Here is a 14,066-nt window from a genome sequence, read left to right as displayed (position 1 = left end):
CGATGTCGACGACGACCGCGCGCACCACCGCCTCCACGCCCACCGCCGGCCGGTCCGAGGGCCGGCTGGACCGGATGGGGATCCCCCGTCCGCTCGCCCTCGGCTTCGTCGCCGTGCTGGTCTTCATGACCGGCAACGGCGTCGAGTCGAACTTCATCACCCCGCACATGGTCGCGGTGCTCGGCAGCCCCGAGGCCACCGTGGCGACGATCGTGACGTTCTACAGCCTCGCCGCCCTGATCGGCAGCTACGTCTCCGGCGCCCTGTCCGACCTGGTCGGTCCGCGCCGGGTGATGATCCTCGGCTTCGCCGTCTGGGTCGTCTTCGAGGTGCTGTTCCTGCTGGCCCTGGAGGTGCAGAGCGTGCCGTTCGCCGCCGTCGCGTACGCCCTGCGCGGCTTCGGCTACCCGCTGTTCGCGTTCGCCTTCCTGGTGTGGGTGAACATCACGACGCCGGTGGAGCGCAACGGCTCGGCCGTCGGCTGGTTCTACGTCGCCTTCACCGGTGGGCTGCCGACCCTCGGCTCGCTGTTCGCCATCGGGGCGATCCCGGTGTTCGGCGGCGGCACGGTCGGCGAGGCGGGCGCGATGGTCGCATCGATCGGCCTCGTGGTCGTGGGCTTCCTGATCATGCTGTTCGGCGTCCGCCTGCCCAACGGCTTCACGCGGATCGCACCCGCCGGTGAGAGCGCCTGGCGCGTGATGACGAGCGGGATCCGCCTCACCGCCACCCGGCCGAAGATCCTGATGGGCTTCCTCGTCCGCCTCATCAACACCGCGCCCGAGTTCGGCATGTTCGTCGTGCTGCCCGCGATCATCGCGAACGACCGCGGGTGGGGCCAGAGCCGCTGGCTGCTCATGACCGTCTGCGTCTACGCGACGAACATCCTGGTCAACGCCCTGTTCGGATGGGTCGGCGACCGGATCGGTTGGCAGCGCACGGTGAAGTGGTTCGGCATCGTGGGCTCGGCGACCGGGCTCGTCGCCTGGTGGTACGTGCCGCAGCTCGTGCCCGCGGGCTCCGACTGGGGCTACGTGCTCTCGGTCGTCGCCGGCTGCGTGTTCGGCTGCCTGCTCGCCGGCTTCGTCCCGATGGGCGCGATCATGCCCGCGCTCGCCCCGGAGCACAAGGGTGCCGCGATGGCGATGTACACCACCGCTGCCGGTGGCGCGGCGTTCCTCGGCACCGGCGTCGTCGCCGCGGTCTTCGCGCTCGGCGGCGGCGGCCAGGCGGTGACCTGGACCTTCGTCGGCCTCTACGCCTGCGCCTTCGTGATGATCCACTTCCTCGACGTGCCCCAGGGACGCCCGCACCGCGGCACCCGCTGAGGCCCGCCGAGCCGACCCCGGGCGGCGGTGGCCGTCCCACCGCCGCCCGGCCCCCCGACCCGTCCCCTCCGTCCCGACCGACGCACCCGGTCGTCCGACCCGATCCTGACCCCATCCACCGGACCCCGGTCCACCGCACGACAGGAACGCACTCCATGACCACGATCCACGACGACCCCGAGGACTTCGCCGACGACCAGCTGGCCGGCTGGCTCGCCCTGTACGCCGACCGGGTACGCGGCGTGCACGGCGGGGTGGTCGCCCTCCCGACCGAGGGCGCCGACCGGCAGGTCGCCGTCGTGGTCGGCGGCGGATCCGGGCACTACCCCGCGTTCTGCGGCGTCGTCGGCCCCGGCTTCGCCACCGGCGCCGTCGTCGGCAACGTCTTCACCTCGCCGTCCGCGGCCCAGGTGTACTCGGTGGCCAAGGCCGCCGACCAGGGCCGCGGCGTCGTGCTGTCGTTCGGCAACTACGCCGGTGACACGATGAACTTCGGCCTCGCCGCCGAGCGCCTGCGCGCCGAGGGCATCGACACGCGCATCGTCGTGGTCACCGACGACGTCGCGAGCGCCGACGAGGTCGCGCAGCGGCGGGGCATCGCCGGCGACTTCTCGGTGTTCAAGGCGATGGGTGCCGCCGCGGCGGCGGGACTCGACCTGGACGAGGTGGAGCGCGTCGGCACCGCGGCGAACGCCGCCACCAGGACGATCGGCGTCGCGTTCTCGGGCTGCACCATGCCCGGCGCCACCGAACCGCTCTTCTCCGTCCCGGACGGACACCTCGGCCTCGGCCTCGGCATCCATGGTGAGCCGGGCATCCAGGACGTCCCGGTGCTGCCCGCGCGGGAGCTCGCCGCACTGCTCGTCGAGCGGCTGGTCGCAGAACGCCCCGAGGGCGCCGGGCCGCGGGTCGCACCGATCCTCAACGGCCTGGGCGACACCAAGTACGAGGAGCTCTTCCTGCTCTGGGGCCGCGTGCTGCCGCTCCTCGAGGACGCCGGGCTCGAGGTCGTCGAGCCCGAGGTCGGCGAGCTCGTCACCAGCCTCGACATGGGCGGCTGCTCGCTCACGCTGCAGTTCCTCGACGACGAGCTCGAACAGTACTGGCGCGCGGACGCCTACACGCCGGCGTACCGCAAGGTCGCCGCTCCGGTCGCGGCGCTCGTGCCGGCTGACGCGGTGGCCGAGGCCGAGGCGGAGGCGACCGTCGTGCCGGACGCGACCGAGGCCTCCCGGCGGGCAGCCGAGACCGCCCGCGCAGCCGTGGTGGCGATGGACGCGCTGCTCCGCGAGCACGAGGAGACCCTCGGGCGCATCGACGCGGTCGCCGGCGACGGCGACCACGGGCGCGGCATGGTCAAGGGTGTCTCGGCGGCTCGCCGGTCCGTCGAGCAGACCGACCCGGCCGCGGGTGTCGCCTTCGTGCTCGGTCGGGCGGGTGACGCCTGGGCGGCGTCCGCCGGCGGGACGTCCGGTGTGCTCTGGGGCGCGGCCCTCGAGGCCTTCGGTCGTGCCCTCGGCGACGACCGGGAGACGTACGGTCCGGCCGACGTCGTGGCTGCCGCGCAGGCGTTCGCGGACTCGATCGTCCACCTGGGCGGCGCGGCCCGCGGCGACAAGACGCTGCTCGATGCACTGCTGCCCTTCGTCGACCAGCTGCGGTCCTCGGTCGACGACGGCGCCGACCTGCCGGCGGCCTGGCGGACGGCAGCGCGGGTCGCCGTCGAGCAGGCGGAGGCCACGGCGGACCTGCGGCCGAAGGTCGGGCGGGCCCGACCCCTGGCCGAGAAGAGCGTGGGGACGCCCGATGCGGGCGCCACCTCGATGGGGATGGTCCTCACACGGATCGGCGAGGTGCTCGCCGACCGCGCACGACGCGAAGGAGTGGACGCATGACGCTACGACTGGTGGTGGGCTCGGACGACGCGGGCTTCGACTACAAGGAGGTCATCAAGCGGGACCTCGAGGCCGACGACCGCGTGGCCAGCGTGGTCGACGTGGGCGTGGACGCGGACGGCCACACGGCGTACCCGCACGTCGCCGTCGACGCCGCCCGGATGATCGCGGACGGCGAGGCCGACCGGGCGATCCTGGTCTGCGGCACCGGGCTCGGCGTCGCGATCAGCGCGAACAAGGTCCCCGGCATCCGGGCCGTCACGGCGCACGACTCGTTCAGCGTCGAGCGGTCGGTGCTGTCGAACGACGCCCAGGTGCTCTGCATGGGCCAGCGGGTCGTCGGCATCGAGGTCGCCCGGCGGATGGCGAAGGAGTGGCTCGGGTACACGTTCGACCCGTCGAGCGCGAGCGCGGAGAAGGTCGCCGCGATCTGCGGCTACGACGGCTCAGCGCCCGTCGGCACCGACGCCGGAGGCGCAGCCGGCACCGACGCCGGAGGCGCAGCCGGCACCGACGCCGGAGGCGCAGCCGGCACCGACGCCGGGGTCACCGCCACCGCGTGACCTGACGCCGGTCGCCCCCTCGGGACCGCCAGCGCACCCGCCGGACCGGCTGGTGCGGTGGCGGTCCCGTCGTCGCGCTGGCGGCGCGCCAACCGGTGCACGACCGGCACGGTCGCCTCGTAGAGCTCCCGGTAGTCCCGGTACCCGAGGTCGTACCGCTCGGAGGCCACCGGATCCGGTTCGATGACGACCGCCGGCGGGTTCCAGGCGCGGATGTCGACGCGGTCCGCGCCGTCGACGAGCAGCGCGGCCAGGTACGCCGTGCCGAAGCACGCCCCCGTGGTGACGGACGGGATGGTCTGCGGGAGCCCCGTGACGTCCGACACGATCTCCGGCCACAGTCGTCCGAGCACCCCGCCGCCGGCGCCGACGAGTTCGTGCACGTCGATGCCGGCCCCGCCCAGCACCTCGAGGTTGTGGCGGACCGCGTAGGCCGTCCCCTCGAGCGTCGCGCGGTAGAGGTCACCACGCGTGTGCCGGACCGTCAGCCCGGCGACCACTCCGCGGGCGTCCGGGTCCGCGATCGGGGTCCGCTCCCCGGCGAAGTAGGGCAGGACGAGCAGTCCCCCGGCGCCCGGACCGGCGGCCCGCGCCTCGGCGAGGAGTGCTGCACGGTCGCCGTCGACGAGCCGCCGGAGCCAGTCGGTGACGGCGCCGGAGGTCGCGGTGCCCCCCGCGACGCAGGGCTGCCCAGGGCGGGTCCCGACCGTGGTCCACAGACCCGGGACCGACGTCGGCCGGTCGGTGGGCGCGATGAGGAACATCGTCGACCCGTACTGCAGGAACACCCGCCCCGGCGCGGGGACGCCGGAGCTGACCCCCTCGGCCCAGGCGTCGATGGTCCCCGCGATCACCGGGATCCCGGCCGGGAGGCCCGTGGCTGCGGCCGCGGCGGCCGTCACGTCACCGGCCCGGTCACCGGGCCAGAGCAGCCGCGGCATCCGCAGACCGGGCGCGAGCCGCGCGCACCACTCGTCGATCCAGCGCTCGGCGTGGACGTCGTACAGCGGGGTCGTCTGGCTCGCCGAGTGGTGGTCGAGGACGTACTCGCCGGTGAGCTGCTCGACGATCCGCGACGAGGGCATCGTGAACCGTCCGGCACGACGCCACGTGTCGGGTTCGTTCCGGGCGAGCCACGCGAGCTTCACCCCGGCGGCCTGGGTGCTGAGCCCGCTGCCGCACCGGGCACGGACGGCGTCGTCACCGCCCAGCTCCGCCGCGACCTCGTCGAGCATGTCCGCGGTGCGGGTGTCCACCCCGTAGAGGATCGCGGGCCGCAGCGGCCGTCCGTCCTGGTCCGACAGCAGGACGCACGGACCGATGCCGCTGACCCCGACCGCCTCGACCCGCGCGTGCGGGACCCGTGCGAGCAGCTCGGTCGTCAGGTCCACGAACTCGGCCCACCAGGCGTCGCCGTCCATCTCGACCCGCCCCTCGACGGGGCGGTCGACGCTGTGCTCCCGGCAGCCCTCGGCGAGCACCCTGCCGTCGAACCCGGCCAGCAGCGCCTTCGTGCTCGAGGTACCGATGTCCAGTCCGAGGACCGCGCGCATGCCGTCTCCTTCGCCGCCGTGTCGTCCCGTCGCCGGGCGGACCGATCCTACGAGTGCCGGGCACCGGGACGACAGCCGCGGACGCCCAGCCGACTGTCGGCAGCCCGACGTACGGTGCTCGCGACCCACCGCTCCACCGAAGGGGACACGATGCAGAAGTCAGCCTGGCTGCCCGCCGCGATCGCGCCGGTCGTCGTCGCCGGCGTCATCGCCGCGCCCGTGATCGCGAACGCCGCTGCCGGACCGGTGGCGGGCTCGGACCCCACCGCGGCCGAGGTCCTCGCGAGCATCGCGGGGTCCCGGGACGCCCAGTACTCCGGCACGATCGCGCAGACGAGCGACCTCGGGCTGCCGGAGCTCCCCTCGGGCAGCGGCGGCTCCTCGCTCGAGGGCGACGCGTCCGACGTGCTCGGACTGCTCACCGCCGCGCACACCGCGCGGGTGTACGTCGGCGGCGAGGACGAACAGCGCTTCCAGCTGACCCAGCAGCTCGCGGAACAGGACGTGGTCCGGAACGGGTCCGACGTGTGGACCTGGGACTCGAAGGAGCGCACGGCAGTCCACCTGACGCTCCCCGCGGACGCCGACGCCCCCACCGCCGGCGCCACCACGCCGGCGCAGGCGGCTCAGCGTGCGGTCGACGCGATCACCCCGAGCACCCGGGTGTCCGACCCGACGACGATCCGCGTCGCCGGACACGACGCATGGCAGGTCACCCTGACGCCGAGGTCCGACGACACCCTGGTCGGCTCGGTCCGGCTCGCCGTCGACCAGCAGACCGGGCTGCCCCTGCGCGTCACCGTGACCGCAGCCGGGCAGCAGGACCCGGCGTTCCAGGTCGGGTTCACGAGCCTCGACTACGGCGCGCCCGACGCTCGCCTGTTCGACTTCACCCCGCCGTCCGGCGCCGAGGTCACGACGAAGGACCTCTCGGACGCCCACCAGCACGGGCAGGGCGGTCGGGCACACGGCGACGACCGGAGCGGCGTCGGACCGACGGTGACCGGCTCCGGGTGGGACAGCGTCGTGGAGCTGCCCGCCGGCGACACCGCCGGACCGGGTCCGGACTCCGACGCCTCGGCGCTCCTCGACCAGGTGACGAAGCCCGTCGACGGCGGCCGCGCACTGCAGACGTCGCTCGTGTCGGTCTACCTGACGGACGACGGCCGGGTGTTCGCCGGCGCCGTCCCGGTGTCCGCGCTGGTCGCCGCCGCCAAGTGACGACAGCCCCGCAGCCGGACCGGGCGGCGACGGAGCCCGGCCGGCCCGTTCCCGACCTCGCGATCCGGACGCAGTCGCTCGTCAAGGTGTTCCGCCGGCAGCGCGCCGTCGACGGGATCGACCTGGCCGTCCCGCGCGGATCGGTCTTCGGGTTCCTCGGTCCGAACGGCTCCGGCAAGACCACCACCATCCGGATGCTCCTCGGACTGTCGGCGGCGACGAGCGGCACGATCGAGGTGCTCGGCCGTGCGGTACCGGGCGCGTTGCAGGAGGTCCTCCCCCGCGTCGGCGCGCTCGTCGAGGGTCCGGCCGCCTACCCGTACCTGTCCGGTCGGGCGAACCTGCAGCGGTTCGACGCGGCGGACCCGACCTCCGACCCGCGCACCCGCCACGACCGTGTCGCGGCGGCGCTCGACCGCGTCGGGCTCGGCCACGCCGCCGACAAGAAGGCACACGCCTACTCGCTCGGCATGAAGCAACGCCTCGGCCTGGCGGGCGCACTGCTCGCGCCGCGTGACCTCCTCGTGCTCGACGAGCCGACGAACGGCCTCGACCCGCAGGGGACCCGCGAGGTCCGCAACCTCATCCGCTCGCTGGCCGACGACGGCACCACGGTCTTCGTGTCGAGCCACCTGCTCGCCGAGATCGAGCAGGTCTGCACGCACGCCGCGGTGATGCGGAGCGGGCGCCTCGTGGCGCAGGGCTCCCTCGACGAGCTCCGGGCGACGGGCGGACGGACCCTGACCGTCCGGACCCCCGACGTGGGCGAGGCCTCGGCGGTGCTCGTGCGGTTGGGGCTCTCCCCGCGTCGGGACACCGGTGCGGACGTCCTGGTCGCCGACCTGCCCGACGACGTCCTGCCCGAGACCGTCACGGCCGACCTCGTCCGTGCCGACGTCCGGGTCCGGGGCGTCGCGGTGGGCGGCGGCACCCTCGAGGACCTGTTCGTCGCGCTCACCGGAGAGGGGTTCGATGTCGCAGCCTGAGCCCGTCCGCCGTCCCGTCCGCCCCTTCGCCCTGCTCGGGTCGGAGCTCGCGCTGCTGTTCCGGCGCCGCCGGACCTGGGCGATGCTCGGTGCCCTCGCCCTGGTCCCGGTGCTCATCGCGATCGCGGTGCGCCTGACCACCGACGGTGACTCCGGTGGTCCCGCGTTCCTCGGGGACATCACGAACAACGGCCTCTTCGTCGCGTTCACCGCGCTCACCGTGTCGATCCCGCTGTTCCTGCCCCTGACCGTGGGGGTCGTGTCGGGGGACACGGTCGCGGGCGAGGCGTCGCACGGCACGATCCGCTACCTGCTGGTGGCCCCGACCGGCCGCCTGCGGTTCATCCTGGTCAAGTACGCCGCCACGGTCGCGTTCTGCCTGGCCGCGACGCTCCTCGTCGTGCTCGTCGGCGCGGCGATCGGCGCACTGCTCTTCCCGATTGGCCCGGTGACCCTGCTGTCGGGGACGCAGGTCGGCGGCTGGTCGTACGCCGGCCGCGCACTGCTCCTCGCGCTGTACGTGGCCCTCTCGATGCTGGGGCTGGCCGCGATCGGGCTCTTCGCCTCGACGCTGACGACGGTGCCGGTCGGGGCGATGGCCGCGACGGTCGTGCTCGCCGGGGTGTCGCAGGTGCTCGACCAGCTCCCGCAGCTCGACCGGCTGCACCCGTTCCTGTTCTCGCACCTGTGGCTCGGCTTCGGCGACCTGCTCCGCGACCCGATCGCGTTCGACTCCTTCGGGGCGAACGCGCTGCTGCAGCTCGGCTGGGTGGCCGTGTTCGGTGCGCTGGCGTACGGACGGTTCGCGACGAAGGACGTCCTCAGCTAGCCGACGCACGCTCTCCCGCGCACGCATCGGGCCCGGCCTCCTGCCGGAGACCGGGCCCGATCCTCGCGCGTGTGGTTCAGGCCTCCGGGCTCGCCGACCCGCCGGCCATCGTCTCGGTGTCCGCGCCTCGTGCATCGGCGTAGCGGTCGCGCAGGTCACGCGCCTTCTCCGAGCGGTACCAGTCGAGTCGCGCACCGGTCTCCACCGTCTGCATGCCGATCACGACCTTGCCGCGGGAGCGCATCTCGGCCAGGTCCTCGTAGGCGTCGACGATGTACTCGAACGGGTAGAAGCCCGAGATGAGCACCTGCACGCGGCGGTCCTGCACGGCCTTGCCGAGCAGGGTGAGCAGGTCACGGGCCTCCTCGTCGTCGGCCGGTGCCCGCAGGAACCGGATCTCGACGTCGCGGCGGTGCTCGGAGGTCACCAGCCGCTCCGACGGCACGCCGAGCCGCGATGCGAGGTCCGCTGCACCGCCACCGCCGTGGTTGTCGATGAACGCGGTGATCGGCCGGCCGGCCGCCATCTGCCGGATGCGGTCCTCCTCGCCCTCGCCGTACGCGACCGGCAGCGTGCCGATCTGCCGCAGGTAGTCGTGGTTCCGCGGGCTGCCGAGGGCGATGACGGTCGCGCCGGCATCGTGCGCCAGCTGGCACTCGATGTGCCCGACACCGCCGGCAGCGGCGGAGATCACGACGGTGTCGTCGGGCCCGAGACGGAGTCCGCGGACGATCGTCGCGGCGGTGGCGCCGGCCAGGTAGAGGCCGCCGGCGACCTCCCACCCGACGTGCTCGGGCTTCTTCACGACCGCACCGCGGGGCACGCGGATCCAGGTGGCGTGGGCACCGCCCTCGGGCGCGTGGCCCATCACCTCGTCGCCGACCTTGAGGTCACGGACCTCGGCGCCGCGGGCCCGGACGATGCCGGCGAAGTCGACGCCCTGGTGGGCAGGGAACTCGAGGTCGATGTGGTCGCGCAGCTTCCCCTCGCGGAGGAACCGCTCGACGTGGTTCAGGCCGGCGGCGACGACCTCGACGACGACGTCGCCGGGTCCGGGCTCGGGACGTTCCTGCGGGACGAGGTCGACGACGTCGAACCCGCCGTACCGGTCGTACTGCACTGCACTACCGATGCGCATGGGGGACTCCTTCCGTGGGCATGGCTCCGGTGTACTCGCGACGCCGGAACGGTGTCCGTGAGCGAGGGGTACCGGGCGCCGTCAGCGCGCGGCGGGCCCCGCCTGCTCCGCGATCCGTGCCACCGTCTCGGCGTCGAGCGCGAAGGCGAGCACGTCGCGGTCCGGGTCGGGGACGCGGACCGGTGTCGACCAGACGGAGCCGTCGGTGGCGACGTCGACGACCAGTGCGCCGTGGGCGACGTGGGCGGACTCCTCGGCGTACGGTCCGACGACGTCCGTGTCGTTCGCGACCCCGGGCGCGACGAGCACCGGGACGCCGGCGAGCGACCCGGCGCTGTGGTGGTGCTGGTGCCCGCCGAGCACCACCCGGACGTCCGAGCCGTCGAGGAGCTCGGCGAGGTCCTCGGGGTCCTGCAGGCGGAGGGCCTCGTGCAGCAAGGTCGGCGAGGGCACCGGCGGGTGGTGGAGCACGACGACCGTGCCGTGCGGGACGGGCTCGCCGGTGAGCGCCGTGCGGAGTCGCTCGAGCGCGGCGTCGCTGAGCGCGCCGTAGCCGGCACCGGGGACGCTCGTGTCGACCGTCACCACGCGGAAGCCGGCGACGACCGACTGCCCGGAGACCGGCACGGACGGCGGGACGTACTCCATCGTGTGCGCGAGCGGCGTGCCGCCCTCGCCGAGGACGTGGCCGTTCGCGAGGACCTGGCGGAAGCCCTCGCGGAGGTCGTGGTTGCCGGGGACCAGGACGAGTGCGGCGCCGTGCCGCTGCGCCCATGCGCCGATCCGCTCGCGAGCCGTGCGGTAGGACGCAGGACTCCCGTCCTCGGACACGTCCCCCGAGACCACGACCAGGCCGACGCCCGGGACCCCGTCGACGTGCGCGAGCACCGCGTCCAACGCCGCCGTCGTGTCGACCGATCCCTGGTGCAGGGCACCGTCACCGGTCAGGTGCGTGTCGGACAGGTGGAGGATGCGGAGGGTCCCGGCTGCTGGCGGCTGCATGGGCCTCACGCTAGCGACGCCGGTGATCGACGGACTGGACGGCGGGTCGGTGTTGCCTGGTGATCGACGGACTGGACGGCGGGTCGGTGTTGCCTGGTGATCGACGGACCGGACGGCGGGTTAGCGTTGCCCGGTGACCGACGCTCCGATCGACCTGCGCTCCGACACCGTGACCCGCCCGACGCCTGCGATGCGCCGAGCGATGGCCGACGCCGAGGTCGGTGACGACGTCTTCGGCGAGGACCCGGAGACGAACGCCCTCGAGCGCGAGGTCGCCGACCTGCTCGGCCACGAAGCCGGGCTCTTCACCCCGACCGGCTCGATGGCGAACCAGCTCGGGCTGCGGCTGCACGTCGCGCCGGGCGAGGAACTCCTGGCGGACGTCCGGGCCCACGTCGTCCGCGCCGAACTCGGTGCCGCGGCGGTGTTCTCCGGCATCACGACGCGCACGTGGCCCTCGGAGCGCGGACGCCTCGTCGCGGCGGCGGTCGCGGAGGTGGCTGAGCCGAACGCCGGCGCCTACAGCGTGTCCACGACGGCGATCGCGATCGAGAACACGCACAACTTCGGTGGCGGGACCGTGCAGCCCGTCGACGAGGTGCACGCCGTGCAGGCGTTCGCGCGGGAGCACGGCATCGCGGTGCACCTCGACGGTGCCCGGTTGTGGAACGCCCACGTCGCGTCGGGGATCGCGCTGCGCGACCTCGCCGCGGGGTTCGACACCGTGTCGGTCTGCCTGTCGAAGGGGCTCGGCGCGCCGGTCGGCTCGGTGCTCGTCGGCTCCCGGGAGCACGTCGCCGCGGCCCGCACCTGGCGGAAGCGCTACGGCGGGGGCATGCGGCAGACGGGCTTCCTGGCCGCGGCGGGCCGGTACGCGCTCCGGCACCACGTCGACCGTCTCGCCGAGGACCACACCAACGCCCGGGTGCTCGCGTCCGCGCTCGACGTCGACCCCGCGACCGTCGACACGAACATCGTCTTCGCCGAGGTGACCGATCCGGCAGCCTTCGTGGCCGCGGCCGCCGAGCGGGACGTGCGGGTGATGCAGCTCGGCCCGAGGCACGTCCGGCTCGTGACGCACCTCGACGTCAGCGCCGAGCAGGCCGCCCGTGCCGCCGAGGTCCTGGCGGCGCTCCTCCGCTGAGGGGCCGCGAGCGGCCGCCGGGCGCTCGCGTCCCGCGCCCGGTCAGTCGCACATCCAGCGCGAGCCGAAGGCGTCGTGGACCCGACGCAACGCGTCCGGGGTCCCCCACTCCTGGACATCGACGCAACCAGGACCGGCCTGCGCCGCGACGACGCCGAACCGCCCGACACCGCTGTACGCGTACCGGACGCCCGACGCGGCAGCCTGCGAACCGGTGCCGAGCGATCCCCCCGGCAACTGCAGCTGGCCTCCGTCGGGGAAGACGAGCACCTGACCGGTCGGCTCGCACGCTGGCGGGTCGTCGGACGCCAGGGCGGAGACCGAGACGGGTGCTGCGCCGTTGCACACCGGGAGCGGGGCCGCGTCGCTGCCCGTCAGGGTGAGGACACCCTCCTCCGGACCGACGGCGACGCACCCGGTGCACAACACCGCGAGCAAACCGAGGACCGTGGGAACGAGGACGGGTCGGATCGTCACGGGCCCAGTCTGCCGCGGACCGAGCCGCGGTGTCACTGATCGGCCCAGGGGGGGTCGGCGGTCGGTCGGTCGGTCGGGTTCAGCGGTACACGTCACGGCGGTGGCCGATGACCAGCACGAGGACCACCAGACGATCGTCGACGATCTCGTAGACGATCCGGTGGTCGCCCACACGGACCCGGAACTCGCCCGGCCGGCCGACCAGCGCGGTCGACCCTGGCGGACGCGGCGTCGTGCGGAGCAGGACCAGGGCGGCGAGCAACCGCCGCTGCACGACCCGGTCGAGCTTCGTCAGCGCCTTCGCGGCACGCTTGGTCAGCTCGACCCGGTACTCGACGGGCGAGGCTTCACCCAAGCGTGATGCCCAGCTCGCGGGCGACCTGCTCGAGGGGCAGCGTCTCCGGGTCCTCCGCGAGTTCCCGCCGAGCGCGATCGACAGCGGCCCGGTCCATCGCGTCCTCGAGCGCCTGCAGTGCCCGGCGAGCCAGTTCCGCCTCGAGCACGACGACCTGCTCGCGGCCGCGGACCGTGATGGCGACCGGTTCGCGGTGCGCATGGTCGATGAGGTCGGACCATCGCTGGCGTGCTTCACTCGCGGGCAGGTTGTACATGTACCGATCGTACGACTCGTACGTCCGGTCGGGAAGGGCGCGGTGGGAGCGGATCGGCGGTCAGGTCGCGACGGCGGGGGTCTCGGCGGGCAGCGGGAAGGCCAGCGGGTCGGCGTGCACGAGGTCGAGCGCACGCGCGACGGCGCCGAGGACCACGACGTCGCCGCCGAGCCGCGACGGCACGACCTCGGGCGTCGGGTCGTACTCCCAGGCAGCCAGGTGCTCGCGCGCCCGCTCGATCACGGGAGCGGCGGCGTCGGCGATCGCCCCGGCGACGACCACGCGGTCGATGTCGAGCAGGCTCGCGAGCAGGACGCAGACCCGGGCGAGGCGGTCCCCCAGGCGGTCGACGACCTCGAGCGCCACCGGGTCGAGCAGGGCGGCGGCGGCGAACACCGCCTCGGCGCCCGGCTCCTCGACGCCGCCGAGCAGGGAGGCCGGACCGATGCGCCCGTCGGCCCGCGCCGCGCGGACGAGCTCGCGGGCGGTGCGCCCGATGCCGTTCGACGAGGCCACCCCGTCGACCAGGTCGAGCACCCGGAGCTCACCGGCACCGCCCCGGGCACCACGGAGCAGCACGCCGTCGACGACCAGGCCGGCGCCGAACCGCTCGCCCGAGAGCAGCGCCGCGAACGAGGCGTCCCCCGAGGAGGGCCGTTCGGCCAGCGCGGCGGCGTTCGCGTCGTTCTCGACCACGACGACACCGTGGGGCACGACGTCCGAGAAGCCCGGGTTCATGCTGTCCCAGAAGCCGCCGTCGCGGGGTGACGCACCGAGCGCGTCGACCGGAGCCGGGATGCCGACGACCGTCACGAGCACGCGGGCGGCGTCCACGTCCGCCGCGGTGAGTGCCGCCGCGACGGTGTCGGTCGTCACACTGAGCCGGACGGGCACCTCGAGCCCGGACTCGCCGAGCGCCCCCTCGGTGCGGGCGAGGACGGCGCCGCGCAGGTCGGCGACGAGCGCGGTGACGCGGTGCTGCCCCGCGTCGACGCCGACGACGACCCCGGCGTCCGCGACGAGTTCCCAGCGCCGGGCGGGCCGGCCCTTCCGGTACTCCCCTGCCGTGCGGGCGTCGTCGAGGTCGCGGAGCCAACCGAGCCGGACGAGCTCCGCGCACGCGGCGAGGACGGTCGAGCGGGTCAGCCCCGTGGCGTCGATCGCCTCGGTCGCCGTGAAGGCACCGGACGACGGCTCGAGGGCGTACGCCAGGACCGTCTCGGCGCTGGTCGCGCGGGGGGTCACACGGCGCTGTGGCATGCGCCGACCCTACCGCGACGCGACTTGCTTGCGCGATTAGATTTTCTGAGTACATTTAG

Annotated in this window: 13 protein-coding genes and 1 pseudogene; 7 read left to right on the top strand and 7 right to left on the bottom strand. The window is 74.1% G+C overall.

Annotated features, from left to right (window positions below):
* Window positions 1-2: 2 nt before the first annotated feature.
* The 3 genes from ACIP6W_RS12940 to ACIP6W_RS12930 all read left to right on the top strand — a co-directional run bounded on the left by ACIP6W_RS12940 (window position 3) and on the right by ACIP6W_RS12930 (window position 3,786).
* Window positions 3-1,328: an MFS transporter gene (locus tag ACIP6W_RS12940; protein ID WP_066655506.1), complete on the top strand. Its 1,326-nt coding sequence runs from the start codon at window positions 3-5 to the stop codon at window positions 1,326-1,328.
* A 155-nt stretch (window positions 1,329-1,483) separates the two neighbouring features.
* A complete protein-coding gene (locus tag ACIP6W_RS12935) occupies window positions 1,484-3,223 on the top strand; it encodes a dihydroxyacetone kinase family protein (protein ID WP_066655508.1) in 1,740 nt (579 codons plus the stop codon).
* Window positions 3,220-3,786 carry a ribose-5-phosphate isomerase gene (locus ACIP6W_RS12930; protein ID WP_081984988.1) on the top strand — a complete coding sequence of 189 codons (567 nt, stop codon included), beginning with the start codon at window positions 3,220-3,222 and terminating at the stop codon, window positions 3,784-3,786. Before ACIP6W_RS12935 ends, ACIP6W_RS12930 begins: the two co-directional genes overlap by 4 nt.
* A 254-nt stretch (window positions 3,787-4,040) precedes the next feature.
* Here the strand turns inward: ACIP6W_RS12930 and ACIP6W_RS12925 are convergent.
* Window positions 4,041-5,339: pseudogene (locus ACIP6W_RS12925) on the bottom strand (FGGY family carbohydrate kinase); the annotation flags it as partial.
* A gap of 150 nt (window positions 5,340-5,489) precedes the next feature.
* On the opposite strand from ACIP6W_RS12925, the gene ACIP6W_RS12920 reads away from it, so the two are divergent.
* From ACIP6W_RS12920 to ACIP6W_RS12910, 3 genes are read left to right on the top strand one after another with little or no spacing between them, the layout of a single operon-like run.
* Entirely contained in the window at window positions 5,490-6,560 is a 1,071-nt protein-coding gene (locus ACIP6W_RS12920; protein WP_400429946.1) for an outer membrane lipoprotein carrier protein LolA, read from the top strand.
* Entirely contained in the window at window positions 6,557-7,546 is a 990-nt protein-coding gene (locus ACIP6W_RS12915; protein ID WP_400429944.1) for an ABC transporter ATP-binding protein, read from the top strand. The genes ACIP6W_RS12920 and ACIP6W_RS12915 overlap by 4 nt, the downstream gene beginning before the upstream one ends.
* A complete protein-coding gene (locus ACIP6W_RS12910) occupies window positions 7,533-8,375 on the top strand; it encodes an ABC transporter permease (protein WP_209684958.1) in 843 nt (280 codons plus the stop codon). Before ACIP6W_RS12915 ends, ACIP6W_RS12910 begins: the two co-directional genes overlap by 14 nt.
* Before the next feature lie 76 nt (window positions 8,376-8,451).
* Here ACIP6W_RS12910 and ACIP6W_RS12905 read toward each other — a convergent pair whose 3' ends face one another.
* Together ACIP6W_RS12905 and ACIP6W_RS12900 are read right to left on the bottom strand one after the other, a co-directional pair.
* The gene (locus ACIP6W_RS12905; protein ID WP_081984992.1) at window positions 8,452-9,513 is read right to left on the bottom strand and encodes an NADP-dependent oxidoreductase; all 1,062 of its coding nucleotides are present in this window, start codon (window positions 9,511-9,513) and stop codon (window positions 8,452-8,454) included.
* Between the two features lie 81 nt (window positions 9,514-9,594).
* Window positions 9,595-10,515: a metallophosphoesterase gene (locus tag ACIP6W_RS12900; RefSeq protein ID WP_209684957.1), complete on the bottom strand. Its 921-nt coding sequence runs from the start codon at window positions 10,513-10,515 to the stop codon at window positions 9,595-9,597.
* 133 nt (window positions 10,516-10,648) lie between these two features.
* Between ACIP6W_RS12900 and ACIP6W_RS12895 the strand changes: the two genes are divergently transcribed.
* Complete coding sequence (locus ACIP6W_RS12895) at window positions 10,649-11,659, top strand: low specificity L-threonine aldolase (protein WP_081984994.1); 1,011 nt, start codon at window positions 10,649-10,651, stop codon at window positions 11,657-11,659.
* 42 nt (window positions 11,660-11,701) lie between these two features.
* Here ACIP6W_RS12895 and ACIP6W_RS12890 read toward each other — a convergent pair whose 3' ends face one another.
* From ACIP6W_RS12890 to ACIP6W_RS12875, 4 genes are all read right to left on the bottom strand, one after another.
* A complete protein-coding gene (locus tag ACIP6W_RS12890; protein ID WP_209684956.1) occupies window positions 11,702-12,136 on the bottom strand; it encodes a hypothetical protein in 435 nt (144 codons plus the stop codon).
* Between the two features lie 79 nt (window positions 12,137-12,215).
* Window positions 12,216-12,491: a type II toxin-antitoxin system RelE/ParE family toxin gene (locus tag ACIP6W_RS12885; protein WP_066655542.1), complete on the bottom strand. Its 276-nt coding sequence runs from the start codon at window positions 12,489-12,491 to the stop codon at window positions 12,216-12,218.
* A complete protein-coding gene (locus ACIP6W_RS12880) occupies window positions 12,484-12,747 on the bottom strand; it encodes a type II toxin-antitoxin system prevent-host-death family antitoxin (RefSeq protein WP_066655545.1) in 264 nt (87 codons plus the stop codon). Before ACIP6W_RS12880 ends, ACIP6W_RS12885 begins: the two co-directional genes overlap by 8 nt.
* A 60-nt stretch (window positions 12,748-12,807) precedes the next feature.
* On the bottom strand, window positions 12,808-14,007 hold the full coding sequence (locus ACIP6W_RS12875; RefSeq protein ID WP_251154547.1) for an ROK family protein: 1,200 nt from the start codon (window positions 14,005-14,007) through the stop codon (window positions 12,808-12,810).
* Window positions 14,008-14,066: the final 59 nt, after the last annotated feature.

It is taken from the genome of Curtobacterium sp. NPDC088465, assembly GCF_044753165.1.
Lineage (GTDB): Bacteria > Actinomycetota > Actinomycetes > Actinomycetales > Microbacteriaceae > Curtobacterium.
This window is presented reverse-complemented; position numbering and strand designations above follow the sequence as displayed.

Excerpts from the sequence above, each read along its gene's own strand:
- ACIP6W_RS12940 (WP_066655506.1), top strand. The coding sequence starts at position 3 with ATGTCGACGACGACCGCGCGCACCACCGCCTCCACGCCCACCGCCGGC.
- ACIP6W_RS12935 (WP_066655508.1), top strand. The coding sequence starts at position 1,484 with ATGACCACGATCCACGACGACCCCGAGGACTTCGCCGACGACCAGCTG.
- ACIP6W_RS12930 (WP_081984988.1), top strand. The coding sequence starts at position 3,220 with ATGACGCTACGACTGGTGGTGGGCTCGGACGACGCGGGCTTCGACTAC.
- ACIP6W_RS12920 (WP_400429946.1), top strand. The coding sequence starts at position 5,490 with ATGCAGAAGTCAGCCTGGCTGCCCGCCGCGATCGCGCCGGTCGTCGTC.
- ACIP6W_RS12910 (WP_209684958.1), top strand. The coding sequence starts at position 7,533 with ATGTCGCAGCCTGAGCCCGTCCGCCGTCCCGTCCGCCCCTTCGCCCTG.
- ACIP6W_RS12905 (WP_081984992.1), bottom strand. The coding sequence starts at position 9,513 with ATGCGCATCGGTAGTGCAGTGCAGTACGACCGGTACGGCGGGTTCGAC.
- ACIP6W_RS12900 (WP_209684957.1), bottom strand. The coding sequence starts at position 10,515 with ATGCAGCCGCCAGCAGCCGGGACCCTCCGCATCCTCCACCTGTCCGAC.
- ACIP6W_RS12880 (WP_066655545.1), bottom strand. The coding sequence starts at position 12,747 with ATGTACAACCTGCCCGCGAGTGAAGCACGCCAGCGATGGTCCGACCTC.
- ACIP6W_RS12875 (WP_251154547.1), bottom strand. The coding sequence starts at position 14,007 with ATGCCACAGCGCCGTGTGACCCCCCGCGCGACCAGCGCCGAGACGGTC.